This is a genomic window from Variovorax sp. OV329 (genome assembly GCF_900114785.1).
GTDB lineage: Bacteria > Pseudomonadota > Gammaproteobacteria > Burkholderiales > Burkholderiaceae_C > Variovorax.
In genome coordinates, this window is record NZ_FOUG01000016.1 from 65,978 (window position 1) to 81,431 (window position 15,454).

At 68.6% G+C, this 15,454-nt stretch carries 16 protein-coding genes; 3 read left to right on the forward strand and 13 right to left on the reverse strand.

Annotated elements, in window-relative coordinates:
• Position 1 precedes the first annotated feature (1 nt).
• The 5 genes from BM345_RS22635 to BM345_RS22655 are packed head-to-tail and all read right to left on the reverse strand — an operon-like array spanning position 2 to position 6,563.
• The gene (locus tag BM345_RS22635; protein WP_093384000.1) at positions 2-490 is read right to left on the reverse strand and encodes an aromatic-ring-hydroxylating dioxygenase subunit beta; all 489 of its coding nucleotides are present in this window, start codon (positions 488-490) and stop codon (positions 2-4) included.
• Positions 490-1,803, reverse strand: coding sequence for an aromatic ring-hydroxylating dioxygenase subunit alpha (locus BM345_RS22640; RefSeq protein ID WP_093384002.1), 1,314 nt, complete (start codon positions 1,801-1,803; stop codon positions 490-492). The genes BM345_RS22635 and BM345_RS22640 overlap by 1 nt, the downstream gene beginning before the upstream one ends.
• 31 nt (positions 1,804-1,834) lie before the next feature.
• Positions 1,835-2,830, reverse strand: coding sequence for a PDR/VanB family oxidoreductase (locus BM345_RS22645; protein ID WP_093384005.1), 996 nt, complete (start codon positions 2,828-2,830; stop codon positions 1,835-1,837).
• Between the two features lie 14 nt (positions 2,831-2,844).
• Positions 2,845-4,350 carry an indolepyruvate oxidoreductase subunit beta family protein gene (locus BM345_RS22650; RefSeq protein WP_093384007.1) on the reverse strand — a complete coding sequence of 502 codons (1,506 nt, stop codon included), beginning with the start codon at positions 4,348-4,350 and terminating at the stop codon, positions 2,845-2,847.
• A 35-nt stretch (positions 4,351-4,385) separates the two neighbouring features.
• Complete coding sequence (locus BM345_RS22655) at positions 4,386-6,563, reverse strand: thiamine pyrophosphate-dependent enzyme (RefSeq protein WP_093384010.1); 2,178 nt, start codon at positions 6,561-6,563, stop codon at positions 4,386-4,388.
• Positions 6,564-6,704: 141 nt separating this feature from the next.
• On the opposite strand from BM345_RS22655, the gene BM345_RS22660 reads away from it, so the two are divergent.
• Positions 6,705-7,175: a MarR family winged helix-turn-helix transcriptional regulator gene (locus BM345_RS22660; protein ID WP_254789913.1), complete on the forward strand. Its 471-nt coding sequence runs from the start codon at positions 6,705-6,707 to the stop codon at positions 7,173-7,175.
• A gap of 18 nt (positions 7,176-7,193) precedes the next feature.
• On the opposite strand, the gene BM345_RS22665 is transcribed toward BM345_RS22660, so the two are convergent.
• Genes BM345_RS22665 through BM345_RS22680 form a run of 4 tightly spaced genes read right to left on the reverse strand, consistent with a single transcriptional unit; the run spans position 7,194 to position 10,951 of the window.
• Entirely contained in the window at positions 7,194-8,069 is an 876-nt protein-coding gene (locus tag BM345_RS22665; protein ID WP_093384015.1) for a quinone oxidoreductase family protein, read from the reverse strand.
• A complete protein-coding gene (locus BM345_RS22670) occupies positions 8,066-8,875 on the reverse strand; it encodes an alpha/beta fold hydrolase (protein ID WP_093384184.1) in 810 nt (269 codons plus the stop codon). Before BM345_RS22670 ends, BM345_RS22665 begins: the two co-directional genes overlap by 4 nt.
• Positions 8,876-8,880: 5 nt before the next feature.
• Entirely contained in the window at positions 8,881-9,891 is a 1,011-nt protein-coding gene (locus tag BM345_RS22675) for a 3-hydroxybutyryl-CoA dehydrogenase (protein WP_093384019.1), read from the reverse strand.
• Positions 9,878-10,951, reverse strand: coding sequence for an NAD/NADP-dependent octopine/nopaline dehydrogenase family protein (locus tag BM345_RS22680; RefSeq protein ID WP_093384021.1), 1,074 nt, complete (start codon positions 10,949-10,951; stop codon positions 9,878-9,880). Before BM345_RS22680 ends, BM345_RS22675 begins: the two co-directional genes overlap by 14 nt.
• 181 nt (positions 10,952-11,132) lie before the next feature.
• On the opposite strand from BM345_RS22680, the gene BM345_RS22685 reads away from it, so the two are divergent.
• The gene (locus BM345_RS22685) at positions 11,133-11,639 is read left to right on the forward strand and encodes a DUF2306 domain-containing protein (protein WP_093384024.1); all 507 of its coding nucleotides are present in this window, start codon (positions 11,133-11,135) and stop codon (positions 11,637-11,639) included.
• A gap of 12 nt (positions 11,640-11,651) precedes the next feature.
• Here the strand turns inward: BM345_RS22685 and BM345_RS22690 are convergent, their stop codons facing one another.
• From BM345_RS22690 to BM345_RS22695, 3 genes are read right to left on the reverse strand one after another with little or no spacing between them, the layout of a single operon-like run.
• Complete coding sequence (locus BM345_RS22690; protein WP_254789915.1) at positions 11,652-12,962, reverse strand: MFS transporter; 1,311 nt, start codon at positions 12,960-12,962, stop codon at positions 11,652-11,654.
• On the reverse strand, positions 12,959-13,516 hold the full coding sequence (locus tag BM345_RS30640) for an isochorismatase family protein (protein ID WP_254789916.1): 558 nt from the start codon (positions 13,514-13,516) through the stop codon (positions 12,959-12,961). The genes BM345_RS22690 and BM345_RS30640 overlap by 4 nt, the downstream gene beginning before the upstream one ends.
• A 38-nt stretch (positions 13,517-13,554) precedes the next feature.
• On the reverse strand, positions 13,555-14,004 hold the full coding sequence (locus tag BM345_RS22695; RefSeq protein ID WP_254789918.1) for a MarR family winged helix-turn-helix transcriptional regulator: 450 nt from the start codon (positions 14,002-14,004) through the stop codon (positions 13,555-13,557).
• A 239-nt stretch (positions 14,005-14,243) separates the two neighbouring features.
• Here BM345_RS22695 and BM345_RS22700 point away from each other — a divergent pair, with 239 nt between their 5' ends.
• On the forward strand, positions 14,244-14,498 hold the full coding sequence (locus BM345_RS22700; protein ID WP_093384030.1) for a hypothetical protein: 255 nt from the start codon (positions 14,244-14,246) through the stop codon (positions 14,496-14,498).
• Positions 14,499-14,547: 49 nt separating this feature from the next.
• Here BM345_RS22700 and mddA read toward each other — a convergent pair whose 3' ends face one another.
• Positions 14,548-15,306 (reverse strand): methanethiol S-methyltransferase, encoded by a 759-nt coding sequence (gene mddA, locus BM345_RS22705; RefSeq protein ID WP_093384032.1) that lies wholly within the window; start codon positions 15,304-15,306, stop codon positions 14,548-14,550.
• Between the last annotated feature and the right edge of the window lie 148 nt (positions 15,307-15,454).

A 15,454-nucleotide genomic window follows, 5' to 3' on the forward strand; every position in this document is an offset into this window, starting at 1 on the left:
GTCAGATGAAGAGCTGCACGGCAGTCAGCGCGGCGTCGCAGTTCAGCAGGTTCACCCGCTTGAGCGTCATGCGCAGCGCGCCGTCCACCGCCTTGAGGTGGTGGAAGAAGGTGCCGACGTAGAACTGCAGCTCGTCGCCCTGCGATTCCGTGTAGTGGAACTCGGTGCGCACGAGGTATTCCTTCGCTTCCTCGTCGAAGCGTTCCACCGTCGGCACCTGCAGCAGGTGATGGCAGCGGCTGGGCGGCTGCTGCGAGAAGGCGCGCGGGCTCTTCAGGCGCTCGATGCGCAGTTCGCGCAGCAGCTTGTCCTCGTACATGTGCGAGCAGTGGTTGATGCCGTCTTCCTGGTCGGGCACGGCCGGCACCCAGTAGAAGGCGTCGTCGGTGAAGAGCGCTTTCCACTCCTCGTAGCGCTTGGCATCGAGCAGGCGCGACTCCTGCACGACGAAGTCGACCAGGTCCTGGCGGGTGATCGGGGTGGCGGCCATCACATGTTCTCCGTCATCCGTTCGGCCCAGGCGCGGTACTGGTTGCGCATCGGCAGCTCGTTGGTGCCGCCGGTGGTCTGCTCGCCGCCCTTCAGCTCGGCGGGGTCGTAGTTGCGGTGCAGGCTGACCCACTCGTTGCCGCTGGCATGCAGGCCGGCCTGCATGCCGCGGTAGGCCTGCAGGTCATCGTGGCCCACCACCGAGAAGGGCGAGTTGATGAGCCGGTTGTACATCGCGGTGCGCTGCAGCAGTTCGGGCGGCGCGCCCTTGAGGCGGAAGGTCCAGCTTTCGATCAGCGTCTTGTCGGCCGAGATCGGCTTGACCACGCGGATGGCCTGGATCGCGCCCTTGATGGTGAGGTTGGGGTAGTACACGGTGTTGTGCCGCGCCATGCCCAGGATCTGCGCCGTCTTTTCCTCGCCGTAGCGCGCCTTCATGGCCGCGTCGTACTCGGGAATGGCGGAGTACTTGCTGTGGATGCTGAAGTTGACGCCGGTGAAGCTGTGGCCGTTGTCGTAGGTGCGGATGCCCATGTCGTCGAAGAACTTGTAGTCCGACATGAAGGGCACGAACTGCTCGATGGCCATGGGCTTGGGCGCATCGGCCGGCTTGTCGGCCCACATGGTCTTGGCGGTGCCGGCCGAGGACTCGTGCGCCACCATGGGGTGCATGGTGTCGTTGAGGTTCTCGACGAACATCTTCCAGTTGCACTGGTGCATGAAGCGGAGGCACCCGCCGGCAATCTCGAGTTCGCCTTCGGGCGAGCGGTCGGCCATGTTGTCGATGGAGCTGAGCGAATCGCCGAAGTACTCCTCGAAGTCCGGGCCCGCATCGTTGATCTTCACGAAGATGAAGCCGCGGTACAGGCGCACGTTCTTCACCACCGTCAGGCCCTTGGCCGATTCGCACTCGTGCAGCTGCGTGCCCTCGTAGCCGTTCTTCAGCGGAATGGCCAAGAGCGAGCCGTCGGTCTTGAAGGTCCAGGCGTGATAGGGGCAGCGGAAGAACTTGCCGGTGTTGCCGCAGGACGCATTGACCAGGCGCGAGCCCTTGTGGGCGCAGCGGTTCATCATCACCTTGACCGACCCGTCGCTGTGGCGCACCACGATCAGCGGGCGGCCGGCGATCTCGGCCTGGATGTAGTCGCCGTTCCTGGGCAGCTGGCTGTCGTGGCCGACGAAGTTCCAGGTGTTGGCGAAGAAGTGCTCCTGCTCCAGCTCGAACAGCTCCTGGCTGATGTAGAGGTCGCGGTGCACGCGGTCGGGCTGCACCAGGGCGCGGATGGCCTCGGGGTTGCCTCGGTAGCTCGTCATTCGTGGGTCTCCTTCTGTTCGTCGCGGTGCGCTAGATGTCCAGGACGAGGCGCTTGCCCTTGCAGCGAGAGATGCAGATCTGCATCACGTTGCCTTCGGCCTTCTCGCGGGCGGTGAGCACGTAGTCGCGGTGGTCGATCTCGCCTTCCATCACCGGCGTGGCGCACACGCCGCATTCGCCGCGCTTGCAGTCATACATCGGGTCGCAGCCGTGATCGATCAGGCAATCGAGGATGGTCTGGCCGGCCTGGACGGTGTAGGTCTGGCCCGATTGCGCCAGCACCAACTCGAAGGCGTGGTCGCCCTCCTCCACCACCGGCTCGGTGAAGAGCTCGAAGTGCACGCGGTCGTGCGTCCAGCCGCGCGCCTGGGTGGCGGCCAGCACGGCGTCGAGCATCACCTTGGGGCCGCAGACATACAGCAGGTCGTCCGCGCCGCAGCCGTCCAGCAGCTTGCCGATGTCCAGCGGGGCGCCGGCCTCCTCGTCGGTGTGCAGCAGCAGGTCATCGCCCAGCAGCGCCTGCAACTCGGGCAGGAAGGCCATTAGCTCGCGGCTGCGGCCGGCGTAGTGCATGCGCACCGGCGCGCCCGCGGCCTTGCGGCTCGCGGCCATGCTGACCAGCGGCGTGACGCCGATGCCGCCGGCCACCAGCACGGCGCGGGCGCCGCCGGCGTGCACCGGGAAGTCGTTCTTGGGCGCCTCGATCAGCAGGCTGTCGCCGGCCTGCAGGCCCTCGTGCATGAAGCGCGAGCCGCCGCGGCCGCTGTCCTCGCGGCGCACCGCGATGACGTACTCGGACGGCGCATCGGTCGCGTCGGCACGCGCCAGCGGGTTGATGAGGGAGTAGTGGCGCCAGTCCTGCGCGCCGTCCTGCAGGCGCACCTGCACGCGGATGTGCGCACCGGCCGTGAAGCCGGGCAGCTGCGATCCGTCTTCGGCCGCCAGACGCAGCATGCGGATCAGCGGGTTCAGGCTGCGCGCCTCGACGACGCGCATTTTCAGGTTGGTGGGGGCTGGATGGGTCATCGCTGTTGTCTCCTTCAGCCCAGCGCGTACTGCGCCAGCTTGGCGCGCAGCTGCTTGCCGTGCTCGTCGGCCAGGGCAGCATCGCGCAGCTCGCGCAGGGTGGCGGGGGCCAGCGTGGGGCCGGCCTTGCGGGCGGCCTCCATCAGCAGTTCGTAGTTGCGCTTGCCGCGCTCGTGGGTGTCGCTGTAGCCCTTCACCAGGCGCTGGCACTGGGCGATTTCCAGGGCCAGGGCGGGGTTGAAGGCAGCCACTTCGCCGATGCGCTGCAGCCAGTTCTCGATGAGCCCGTTCTCCTCGGCGAAGCGGGTGGTGCTGCGGCGCCAGCGGCGGGTGGCCGCCACGGTGCGCAGCATCAGGTAGCCGCGCAGCGAGCTGGTGCGCACCACGCGGCCCTTCTGCGTCATGCGCTCCACCAGGCGGCGCGGCGCGCCAGAGTTCATCAGCCAGCGGCCCAGGCCGCCGGGCAGCGTCTCGCAGATCTCCTGCAGGCGCGGGTGCATGTATTCGTTGATGGCCAGCAGCTGGTCGGCCTGGGCGCCCGATTCGCCGCGCACCCGCTCGAAGCGGCTGGAGCGGGTCTTGAGCGAGGCAACGCGGGCCGTGTCCTCGTAGGACATCCACAGCGCCAGGTGTCGTGCGACAGCCTCGTCGAGGCGGCCGCCATCGTCCACCTTGAGCGCCTGCACCTTGCGCACGCGGTCGAGGTAGGTGCCGGCATAGGCCGTGTCCTGGTAGTCGATCAGGCGGCGAACGCCTTCCAGCAGCACCGGCTGCAGATCGGCGGAAAAGTCCTTGCGCACGCCCTCGACCAGGGCCCGCACCTCGGGGTGCGTGGGCGCCGGCTCGCGCTGGACGATGGGCGCGGCTTCCTGCTGCGCCGCATCGCCTTCCTTCTGCGCGCGATCGAAGGCCGAGCCGAAGGCGCGCAGGCTGGGCTTGACGCCCACGCCGCCGCGCTCGATGGTGGCTTCGAAGTGCGCGCGGCTGAAAGGCAGCACGCCGGTGCCGGCCAGCGCGCCGAAGAGCACCGCGCTGATCACGCTGCCCGATTCTTCCGCGGCCCTGGCCATGTCGAAGCGCACGAAGCGCTTGGCGGCACGCGCGGCATGGGCCAGCAGCTCGGTGCTGTCCACGCGGCCGTCGCCCATGGCCGACTTCTCGGCGATGGAATACACGCGGTGCGTGGAAGCCAGCAGCGTCGTGCGGTCGGGCGTGACCAGGCCGCGCTGCACCGCGCGTCCGGCTTCCATCAGCTCGGAGGCCAGCACCACGTCCACGTCGCCGGGCAGCGGCATCAGCGCCAGCACCGGGTGGCCGCCGTCGGCCTGGGCGCGCTCGCGCGGGAACAGCTCCACGTAGTAGATGGTGGCGCCGGTGCGCTGCGCCACGCCGGGCACCGAGGTGGTCTGCGCGATGTAGCCGTTGTGCTCGCCGAGGTCGACGATCCAGTCGGCCAGCACGCCGCCACCTTCCCCGCCCATGGCTAGGATCGCGATCTTGATCGGTTGCGCTGCGTTCATCGTGGGTTCTTCTGTCGTTGTTCTCGGGAAGGGGGTCAGAAGGCGTAGCGCTCTCGCCGCCTAGCCTCACCGCGCTGCAGCCAGCCGATGGCGCCCGAGCGAATGCGCTCGCGCAGGCGCTCCCAGCCGCTGGGGTTGCTCACCACCTGCGCCTTGTAGAAGGAGGGGCACAGCACCGCCGCATGCGACACGTCGCCGCAGTTGCCGCAGCCCACGCAGCTGTCGAGCACCGTGGCCACCGGGTCGCTGCGCAGCGGATCTGGGTTGGGCTTGATCGACAGCGAAGGGCAGCCGGAGAGGCGAATGCACGAGTGGTCGCCGGTGCAGGTGTCCGAATCCACGCCGAACTTGTCGCGCACCACGCGCTTGCCATCGGCCATGGCCTTGCGCACCAGCGGCTTCTCGCGGCGCTGCTTGTTGAGCATGCACTCGGACTGGGCGATCAGGACCTTCGGGCCTTTTTCCTTGGTGGTCAGCGCTTCGCGCAGGGTGTCGCGCATGCCGGCCACGTCGTAGGTGCGGCGCAGGGTCTTCACCCACTTCACGCCCACGCCGCGCACCGCCTGCTCGATCTCGTGGCCGGTGCTGCGCGTGGCGTTGTTCGCCTTGGACGAGAGGATGTCCTGCCCGCCCGTGGCCGAGGTGTAGTTGTTGTCGACGACGATGGTCAGGTTGTCGCTGCGGTTGAACACCGCGTTGGCGATGCCGCTGGTCAAACCGTTGTGCCAGAAGCCGCCGTCGCCCATCACCGAGATCGCGCGCTTGCCCGCCGGCACGTTGAGCGCCGCCGCACCGGCTGCCCCCAGGCCATAGCCCATGGTGGTGTTGCCCAGGTGGAAGGGCGGCAGGATGGAGAACAGGTGGCAGCCGATGTCGGCGCTCACGTGGTGCGGGCCCAGCTCGCGCTCCACCAGCTTCATCGCGCTGAAGATGGGGCGCTCGGGGCAGCCGGTGCAGAAGCCCGGCGGGCGCGCATGCACCACTTCCTCGATGGGCTGGTCGGGCTCGGGCGGCGCGGGCAGCTCCTTCGCCTGCACCAGGGGGATGATCTTGCGAACCGGGGCGGGCAGCGGCTGCGGCTCGATGCGGCCGTAGCGCTCGAAGAAGGCGCGTGCGCCCTTGAGCAGCGCGGCCGTGGTGTATTCGCCGGCGACGGGCAGCACGTCCTTGCCGTGCAGCTGCGCGCTGACGCCGGCCTGGCGCAGGATGGTGGCCAGGTTCTGCTCGATGAAGTTGGGCTGCCCTTCTTCCACCAGCAGCACTGCGCGCTTGCCTTCGCAAAAGCGCAGCACCTCGCTGTCGATGACCGGGTAGGCCACGTTCATCACGTACAGCGGCACCTGGGAGTTGCCGTAGACGTCGGCCAGACCCAGGCGCTCCAGCGCGCGCATCATGGTGTTGTAGCTGCCGCCCTGGACGATCACGCCCAGGTCGCCGTGGTCGCCGTCGAAGAACTCGTTCAGCCGCCGCTCCTCGATGAACTTCACCGCGGCAGGCCAGCGCTCCTTGATCTTCTCCTGCTCGTGCACGAAGCTGGCGGGCGGCAGCACGATGCGGCTGACGTCGCGCTGCGGCTGCTCCATCGCCTCTTTCAGCGTGAACTCGGGCGGACGGTTGGCGCCGGCCACGAACTGCCCGTGCACGTGGCACGCGCGGATGCGCAGCTGCAGCATCACCGGCGTGTTGCTGGCTTCGGAGAGGTCGAATCCGGCCTTGACCGACTCGACGATCGACGTCAGGTTGGGGCGCGGGTCCAGCAGCCAGATCTGCGACTTCATCGCGAAGGCATGGCTGCGCTCCTGCATGATCGAGGAGCCCTCGCCGTAGTCCTCGCCCACGATGATGAGCGCGCCGCCGGTGACGCCGCCCGAAGCCAGGTTGGCCAGCGCGTCCGAGGCCACATTGGTGCCCACGGTGGCCTTGAAGGTGACGGCGCCACGCAGCGGGTAGTTCACCGATGCGGCCAGCGTGGCGGCCGCGGTGGCCTCGCTCGCGCTGTTCTCGAACCGGATGCCCTGCTCGGTCAGGATGTCCTGCGCGTCGGCCAGCACGTCCATCAGGTGCGAGATGGGCGCACCCTGGTAGCCGGCCACGTAGGCGACACCGGATTCCAGCAGTGCCTTGGTCACCGCCAGAATCCCCTCACCGCTGAAAACCTCGCCTTGGCCCAGTTTCAGCTTCTTGACTTCTTCGACAAAGGAACGCTCAGCCATGCTGCTCCTAGAAAACCCTCGGACACAATCGATCCGCAGGGCGTATATTCTTTAGAACTGAATCTATCCACAATCATGAATAACCCTAGACATGCAAGCAGCGTGCCTGCCAAAAGCCCGCGTCGAAGCCGGCAGCCGGCAGTGCCGAAGCGGCCTTTTGTCGAGGACTACCTGGCGGCCTTGCTTGCCCAGGCCAGCCACCTGATCTCCTCCGAATTCCACAGGGTGGCGCGTGAGCAGGGCTTCTCGGTCTCGGAATGGCGGGTGCTGGCCTCGCTGGCGGGCGGCGAAGCGATCAGCATCGGGCGGCTTGCGCAGACCGCGGTGATGAAGCAGCCCACGGTGACGCGGCTGCTGGACCGCATGAGCCAGAAGGGCCATGTGGAACGCCTGCCCCACGACAGTGACCGCCGCATCACGCTGGTGCGCATCACCGACGCGGGCGAGCGCACGGTGGGGGACCTGATCGAACTGGCGCGCGAGCATGAGGACCGGGTGCTCGCGCCCTTCGGCCTGGAAAGCGCCGAGGCGCTCAAGAGCACGCTGCGCCGCATGATCGAGCTGCACGAGAACCTGTCCGCCGAAGTCGAGGACGACGACGAGGATTCGTGAGCCGCGCCGCCTGCCTGTTCAGGGAACGAGTACCGCGCGGCCTCGATGGCCGCGTTGGGTGATCCACTGCATGGCCAGCGCGGCATCGGCCAGGGCGAATTCCGTGACCTGCAGTTGCAGCCGCCCATCGGCCAGGCGCGCCAGCAGTTCGGGCGCCGCGGCCCGCCCTGCCGCATCGCGGCGGAACATGTTCAGCGGCAGCAGGCTCACGTCGCGCTGCAGGAAGCGCGCGATGTCGATGGCGATCTCGTTGCCTGCGGTGTAGCCGACCAGCACCGCGCGGCCACCGGCTTCGATGCGCTCCAGCGCAGCGGCGAGCACCGGGCCGCCGACGGTGTCGATCAACACGTCGGCCTTGGAACCTGAGGCAGCGTCGTCGGCCTTCCATGCGATCGCTTCGGCACCTGCATCACGCGCCAGCTGCATGGCCAGCGAGCCCACCGCGCCGCTGGCACCGCTCACCAGCACACGCTCACCGGCGCGCACCTTGGCCACCTCATGCAAGGCGACCCAGGCGGAAGTCGATGGAGAGAAGAAAGCCGAGCCCAGGCTCATCGGCACGCCCTCGGGAAGGCGGCCGATGGCGGCATCGGGCGCATCGATGATCTCGCGCCAGGTGCCGTCGAAGCGCGTGTCCAGGCCCGTGCCGCGGATCCAGACGCGCTCGCCCGGTGCGAACACCTCGCTTTCGAGCACGACGCCTGCCGCCTCGACGCCAGGCACATAGGGCAAGGCGGGCGGGTTCATGAACTGGCCGCCCCACACGGTGCGGTCGATATGGCCCACGGTGGCGGCGGCCATGCGCACCAGCGTGCGGCCCGGCGCGCGTGACGGATCGGGCAAGTCTTCGAGCCGCGGCTGCTGGTTCCACGAGTGGACGCGAATCGCTTTCATCGCAGGCCTTCCAGGAAGTCGAGCACCGCGCCTGCGAAGGCCTCGGGCAGTTGATCGGGCAGCGGCACCATGCCGCCTTCGATGTCGACGATCCGCGCGTCGGAAAGATGCTCGGCCAGCTCGGCCGCGTGTGGCGAGGCGAAGGGGTCCTGCGTCGCGCGGATCAGCAGCACGGGCTGCGTGACGCGAGCGATGACGTCTTCCATCCGATAGCTCGCCACTGCGCGGTGTCCGCCCTCGATGTCGCCCGAGGCCTTGAGCCCATCGAGCACGAAGGCCTGCAGCAGCTCGGGCCGGTCCGTCGGATAGAAGCCTTGGCGGTTGCGCCACATCTGCATCAGGTGCGTGCCGTCGCCTTGCTCTTGCACCGCGTCGATGGGCGGGCGCTTGGCGCGGGCGATGCGGAAGGCCTCGTTCGTGTACGGCGTGGACGAGAGCACCACCGCCCCCACCTTCTGCGCAAAGTTCGCGGCCAGCGCCACGGCGATCACGCCACCGGTGTGGTGCCCCACCACGTGCGCCCGCTCGATGCCCAGCGAGTCCAGCAGTTCTGCCGCGACGCCCGCCCAGCGCTCGATGCTCGGCGCCCAGGGCGGTGGCGCCGAATCGCCGAAGCCCACCGTGTCCATCGCTATCGCGCGAAAGCGCCGGCCCAGCAGCGGAAGCACCTCGCGGTACTCGGCCCAGCTGCGCGGGCTCTGGTGCAGCAGCAAGACCGCCGGCGCGGCGGCGTCACCGCACTCTGCGTAGTGCACCTGCCCTACCGACAGCTCGGCAAAGGCGCGGCGGATCGGTGGCGTGGTCATGCGCTTCAGCCGCGCGTGGCCTCGGCCGGCGCGCGCCACAAGCCCGCATGCTTGAGCATGCCCAGCGTGCGCAGCAGCACGTCGCCGCGGTAGGCGGCCACGTCCCGGCCGGCGTAGTCGTAGAAGCCGCTGCCGGTCTTCAGGCCCAGGCGGCCCTCTTCCATCATGCGTCCCAGGATGGCCGGCGCCCGGTAGCGCGCAGCGTCGATGGAGCCGGACATCTCGCGGCTCGCGTGGTGCAGGATGTCCGCGCCGCCGAAGTCGATGAACTCCACCACGCCCAGCGCGGCAAAGCGCAGGCCCAGGCCGTAGCGCGTGGCCTTGTCGATCTCTTCGGCGGTGGCGGCGCCCTCCTCGATCATGCGCGCCGCCTCGTTCATCACCAGCGCCTGCAGGCGCGGCACGATGTAGCCGGGCGTGGGCCCGCACACCACCGGCAGCTTGCCGATGCCTTCGAGCACCGCCTTGGCCCGCGTGAGCACGGCCAGGTCGGTGCCGTCGTGGTGGCTCAGCTCCACCACCGGAATGACGTAGGCCGGGTTGAGCCAGTGGATGTTCAGGAAGCGCTGCGGGCGCTTCACGAATTCCGCAATCTGCGTGACCAGGATGCTGCTGGTCGTCGAGGTGAGGATGGCGTCGTCGCTGCAATGCGCGTTGATGTGCTCGAAGGCCTCGCGCTTGGCTTCCAGCGTCTCGGGCACGCCTTCGAACACCAGCTCGGCGGCGGCGAGCGCCGCGGGCGCCTCGTCGGCACGCACCAGCTGCACGCGCTGGGCGATGGCCTGCACCTGCTCGGCCGCCAGCACGCCCAGCGCGGCCAGGCCCGACAGGCTGCCTTCGATCTCGGTGCGCGCCTCGTCGGCCAGCTTGCGCCAGGCCTCGTCGCTTCGCGTGCGCAGGTCCACCAGCGACACGCGGTGGCCCGCGTAGGCGAAGGCGATGGCGATGCCGCGACCCATGCGGCCCGCGCCCACCGCGACGACGTGCGGCAGGCCTTGCGGGTCAGCGGCCTTCATGCAGGCGCTCTTTCAGCGCGTCGCGCGACAGGCCGGCAAGGCCCAGCGATTCGAAGGTGCGCGGACCCTTGCGCAGGTCGCGCCCCAGGAAGCCGCCCACGATCGCCAGGATGCCCTGTGCGATGGGCGCATCCACGCCTGCGTAGCGCGCGGCCGAGGCCAGGAAGGCCAGGCCCATCTCCGTGTCCTCGGCGATGTAGCGGTGCGTGTGCAGGTCGATGTGCTCGCGCCAGTCGCCGGACTTCACCAGCTGCTTGTGCGCGTCGCCGTACATCCACTTGTCGTTGTTGTAGTGGTCGGCCAGCGGGTAGTGCGGGCCGGCGTGGCCGAAGGCGTCGCGCACCGCGATGCGCTCGTGGTCCAGCCGGTCGGTGACGGCGCGCACCGAGGGCTGCGTGCCCTCGTTGTGGATGTCCCAGCGCTCGAAGTGCTGCAGCGGCGCGGCGTTCATCACCATCAGCGGCGGATGGATGATGGGGCCGGCGTTCATCAGCGCGCCCGAGAGCGCATCGCCGCAGCCGTGGACCGCCGGGTAGGCGCGGCGGATGACCTCGATGGCCTCCTTCTCCTTGCGCGCCGGGTACACGCCGGTGGGCAGGTGGATGGCGCGGATGGTGACGTTGACCTCGCGCTCGCCGTGCTTGCGGGCCAGGTAGGGCAAGGTGCCGGTCTCGGCCCACGCCACGTCGGCCCGGCTGCCCGACTCGCGCGCGATCTGCGCCATGACATAGCTGCCGAAGGTGCCGGGCGGAATGAACACCACCTGGCCGTCCACCAGGTGCGGCGCCATGGCGCGGGCGATGTCGGCCTGCGCAATGGCGGGCGAGGGAATCAGGATGAGCTCGGCGCCGCGCATCGCGTCGCCGATGTTCGCGGTGGCCAGGGCGATGGACACGTCGCGCGCGCCCTGCGCGTCTTTCAGGCGGATGGAACCGGCCTCGATCAGCGGCGCCAGCGCGGCGGCGTCGCGTCGCCACAGGCGCACTTCATGGCCGGCTTCGGACAGATCGGCGGCCGCGGCGTAGCAGCCATGACCTCCCCCCAGGATTGCGATTTTCATGAACGGGCACCCCAATTGCTTGTGTCGATGGATCAAGCATCTACATTACTTTTCAAATGTTTAGATGTCAACCAGTCTTGCCCTGGGGTGCCGGACCGACGAATGGTTGCCCATAAATGGGCAGGGTCGCGCTACCCTCGCGCCGCGCGGTTTCACTCATGCAGAGAAAAGGAGCCCCTCGATGATTCTCGGACTCACCAACCTCGGCGCCGTCCACACCCTCATCAGCTTGGTCGCTCTGGGTGCGGGCGCCTGGGCGCTCGTGCGCGACAAGGCCATCATTCCGGACAACGGCCTGGGCCGGACCTACGTGTGGGCAACGGTGCTTACCTGCCTGACCGGCTTCGGGATCTTCCAGCGCGGCGGCTTCGGGCCGCCCCACATGCTGGGAATCATCACCCTGCTCGTGCTGGGCCTGGCGGCCGTGGCCTGGCGCGGCAAGCTGGGCGCCGCGTCGGCCTATGTCGCCACCGCGTGCTATTCACTCACCTACTTCTTCCACATGATCCCGGGCTTTACCGAGACCTTCTCGCGCGTGCCGCTGGGCGCGCCCTACTTCACCGGCCCGGACGATCCGCTGCTGGCGAAGGTCATCGGCGTGGTGTTCCTGATCTTCCTCGTGGGGGTAACGGTGCAGCTGATCCGTTTGCACAAGGCCAGGCGCGGCCTGCCCGGCGCGCCGGCCTGATCGCGAACCGGCTCAGGCGCTCACGCTGTCCGGCTTGGCGGCCGCCACGGTCACGCCTTCCGGCGACACGCCGACCACCGGCTGCACGCTGTAGCGCAGCCGCCGCCCTTCCCGCCACAGCTTGAGCCCGCGGTAGCGTACCAGGTAGCCCAGCCCGATCGCCGCGGAGGCCAGCCCGGCAGCGGCAACGCCCAGTGCCCAGCGCGGGCCGAAGGTGTCGGCCACCCAGCCCACCACCGGAGCACCCAGCGGCGTGCTGCCCAGCAGGATCGCCAGCAGGATGGCGATGACCCGCCCGCGCAGCGCCGGGTCGGTCGACAGTTGCACCAGGCTGTTGGTGGAAGTGGTGAGCGTCTGCGCCGCCACGCCGGTAACCACCAGTGCGATGCCGAAGCCGACGACGTTTGGCATCAGCGCCGCCGCCAGCGTCCCGACGCCGAACACCGCCGAACCGACCATCAGGATTCCGAAGCGCGGCTGCGCGCGCCGCGCGGCCAGCAGCGCGCCGGTGACGGAGCCGATCGCCATGGTCGAGGACAGCAGCCCGTACTGCCCCGGCCCGCCATGGAAGGCACTGACCGACATGGTGGAGATGAAGATCGGGAAGTTCAACCCGAAGGTGGACACCAGGAACAGCATGGCCAGGATGGCACGCAGGTCGGGCCGGGCCCACACGTAGCGGAAGCCCTCCATCAGGCTGCTCTTGCGGCTGCCAGCCGCCCTCGGGCGCGCGAACAGTTCGCTCGTGCGCAGGCAGGCCAGCGAGATCAGCACCGCCACGAAGGACACGGCGTTGAGCAGGAAGGCCTCTCCCGGCCCCGTGCCGGCGATCACCAGCCCGGCCACCGCCGGCCCCACCATCCGCGCCGCGTTGAAGGAGGTGGAGTTGAGCCCCACCGCGTTCGAAAGCTCCGCCTCCGACACCAGCTCGGCCACGAAGGTCTGCCGCGCCGGCGCGTCGAAAGCTGCCACGCAGCCCAGCAGCAAGGCGAACACGTAGACATGCCACAGCTGCACCGCGCCACTGATGGTGAGCAGCCCCAGTCCGAGCGCCAGCAGCCCCATGGCCGCCTGCGTGGCCATGAGCAGCTTGCGCCGGTTGAGCCGGTCGGCCGCGAGGCCGGTGAAAGGCAGCAGTGCCAACTGCGGACCGAACTGCAGCGCCATCACGATGCCGACGGCCGTGGCGTTGTGGTCCGTCAGGTGGGTGAGGACCAGCCAGTCCTGCGCGGTGCGCTGCATCCAGGTGCCCACGTTGGACACCAGCGCACCAGCGGCCCAGAGGCGGTAGTTGCGGATGCGCAGCGAACGGAAGGTGCTCACCGGGTCTCCAGCATTGCGACCACGTCCTTGGTGAGGCCCGTTTCGCCCAGGCGCGGGAAGATGCGCGCCAGGCTGTTGGCATGCGCCTGCTCGTTCAGGTCGGTCATGGCGTCGACCACCAGCGTGACGTGGAAGCCCAGCTCGTGCGCCTGCCGCGCCGTCGATTCGACGCCGATGCTGGTGGAGATGCCCGCCAGCACGATCTGCGTCACGCCGCGCTCGCGCAGGGCGGCTTCCAGCGATGTGCCGGTGAAGGCGCCCCACGTCTTCTTGCTGACGAGGATGTCCTGCGGATGCGCCTGCAGCTCGGCCACCAGCTCGGCCCAGTCGGCGCCGGGCGCGGGACGGGCGGCTTGCGGATCGGTGCGGCCCGGCGCGCCGCCCAGCACGTTGACCAGCACCACCGGCAGGCCCTTGCTGCGGAAGGCGACCGCCAGTTCGGCTGCCCGCGCAACGACCCCGGTTGAAGGATCCGCTGTTGGCAGGGCCACGATGCCCTTCTGAAGGTCGACGAGAACCAGGGCGGTGCGCGAGTCGAGGGTCGTGATGGGCATGGTGTCTCTTTCTCGTTCGGTCGAGCTTGGATCGAAGATCAGTCGAGCAGCCGTCCCAGCAACTGCACGGCATGCGCCAACTGCTTCTGCTCGGCCGGCGAATAGCGGGTGGTGATGGCGCGCTGCAGCCAGTCCTCGCGCGCGGCGCGCACCTGGCGGAACACCTTGCGTGACTGCGGCGTGAGCGACAGCAACGTACGCCGGCCGTCGGCCGGATCGGGCGCGCCCTTGAGGTAGCCGGCCTCGATCAGCGAGGCCACGGTGGCCCCCATCGACTGCGAGCGCACGCCCTCGGCGACGGCCAGCTCTGTCACGGTGGCGGCCTCCTGGCGCTCCAGCCGCAGCAGCACGGCGCGCTGCGATTCGGTCCAGTCGGCGGCCGAGGCTTCCTGCCGCAGGCGGCGGCGCAACTGCGCGGCCAGCATGCGCAACTCCACCGCCAGTGCGTGGGTGGTGTCGGATGCGGGGTCTTCGATATGAGCCAGCACGGGCCGGGTGCTCCTTCGGGTTTGCGTATCCTGCCGAATTAGACAGGATAACTACGAAGTTTAGCTGTCTATCAAGACATGGGCGAGGACTCGGATATTGCATCCAGCCTTCAATTTTCTTTCAGGCTGCCGATAGTCATGGAATCATGCCTCGACCCGGATCTTCGCCGTACCCACGCTCCCTCGACTTTCTGACGCAACTCCCGGGCAAGAACATCCTTCAAGACGATGGTCGCCATGTGCTCGTGACCACCTCGGGTCTTCGCGGGGTGCAGCTCGTACACGGGGCGCTCCTGCGCCGGCATGCCTTCAGTGCAGCGGCGCCTTTCGGCTACGAGTGCCTTGGCCACTACAGGCGATTCACTGACGGCACCCTGCACACGACCTTGCACACCGCGCAGGGGCAGACGACCAGGATCTTCAGCACCGAAGTCGACGCTCTGGTCGATCTTTGGTCCAGCCGGCGCCACGTCGATCAGGAGACCCTGTTCTGACGAGCGTGGAGGCAACCGGGAAGGCTTTCCCGGCGTCGTCCAGCCTGGATCAGGGCCGGCTGGGTCCCTTCCGGTCGCGCCCGCCGAGCCTGGGCAGCAGCATGCCCACCTGCTGGCGATAGGCCTGATAGCGCTGGCCGAACTGTGCGATGAGGTCGCGCTCCTCGAACCAGATGCCGATCAGGATGTAGCCCGTGGAAGCCGCGGCGAACAGCAGATGGCCGGCGGTCATGGTCGGCGTGGCCCAGAAGGCCAGGATGAAGCCGAGGTAGATCGGGTGCCGCACATGCCGGTAGAACAGCGGCGTGCGGAAGTCCCCGGCCGGCAGCGCATGCCCGCGCAAGTTTGCCCACACCTGCCGCAGGCCGAAGAGCTCGAAGTGGTTGATCAGGAAGGTGCTGGTCAGCAGCACGCCCCAGCCCACCCAGAACACGACTTGCAGGGCGAGGCGGCCCACACGGTCGGTCACCATCCACAGTACCGGCTCGGCAATGGGCCTCCATTGCCACAGCAACAGTGCAAGGACCGCGCTTGCAGCCAGCACGAAGGTGCTGCGTTCCACCGATTCGGGAATCACCCGCGTCCACCAGCGCTTGAAGCCACGCCGGGCCATGACGCTGTGCTGGACGGCAAAAAGCCCCAGCAGCATCAGGTTGACGAACAGCGCCTCGACCAGCGGGGCGCTGGCCCCGCTGTCGATGGTCTTGGGCAACAGCGGCAGGTTGCCCACGAAGCCGATCGCGTAGACGAAGGTGGCGAGGAAGAAGACATACACCACCAGCCCATAGAGTGCAGCGAGGAATGCCATGACGAATCTCCTGAAGCGATGAAGTCGGGGGCGAGGCGAGCCAGCGCGCCCGCACGAGGCAGGCACGAAAGGCCATGGGAGACAGGCTTGGCCCGGCGCGGGTCCGGGCCGTGGGCGCTACGGCACTTCGCAGCCGTGCGGCTTGCGC

Excerpts from the sequence above, each read along its gene's own strand:
- BM345_RS22635 (WP_093384000.1), bottom strand. The coding sequence starts at position 490 with ATGGCCGCCACCCCGATCACCCGCCAGGACCTGGTCGACTTCGTCGTG.
- BM345_RS22640 (WP_093384002.1), bottom strand. The coding sequence starts at position 1,803 with ATGACGAGCTACCGAGGCAACCCCGAGGCCATCCGCGCCCTGGTGCAG.
- BM345_RS22645 (WP_093384005.1), bottom strand. The coding sequence starts at position 2,830 with ATGACCCATCCAGCCCCCACCAACCTGAAAATGCGCGTCGTCGAGGCG.
- BM345_RS22650 (WP_093384007.1), bottom strand. The coding sequence starts at position 4,350 with ATGAACGCAGCGCAACCGATCAAGATCGCGATCCTAGCCATGGGCGGG.
- BM345_RS22655 (WP_093384010.1), bottom strand. The coding sequence starts at position 6,563 with ATGGCTGAGCGTTCCTTTGTCGAAGAAGTCAAGAAGCTGAAACTGGGC.
- BM345_RS22665 (WP_093384015.1), bottom strand. The coding sequence starts at position 8,069 with ATGAAAGCGATTCGCGTCCACTCGTGGAACCAGCAGCCGCGGCTCGAA.
- BM345_RS22670 (WP_093384184.1), bottom strand. The coding sequence starts at position 8,875 with ATGACCACGCCACCGATCCGCCGCGCCTTTGCCGAGCTGTCGGTAGGG.
- BM345_RS22675 (WP_093384019.1), bottom strand. The coding sequence starts at position 9,891 with ATGAAGGCCGCTGACCCGCAAGGCCTGCCGCACGTCGTCGCGGTGGGC.
- BM345_RS22680 (WP_093384021.1), bottom strand. The coding sequence starts at position 10,951 with ATGAAAATCGCAATCCTGGGGGGAGGTCATGGCTGCTACGCCGCGGCC.
- BM345_RS22685 (WP_093384024.1), top strand. The coding sequence starts at position 11,133 with ATGATTCTCGGACTCACCAACCTCGGCGCCGTCCACACCCTCATCAGC.
- BM345_RS30640 (WP_254789916.1), bottom strand. The coding sequence starts at position 13,516 with ATGCCCATCACGACCCTCGACTCGCGCACCGCCCTGGTTCTCGTCGAC.
- mddA (WP_093384032.1), bottom strand. The coding sequence starts at position 15,306 with ATGGCATTCCTCGCTGCACTCTATGGGCTGGTGGTGTATGTCTTCTTC.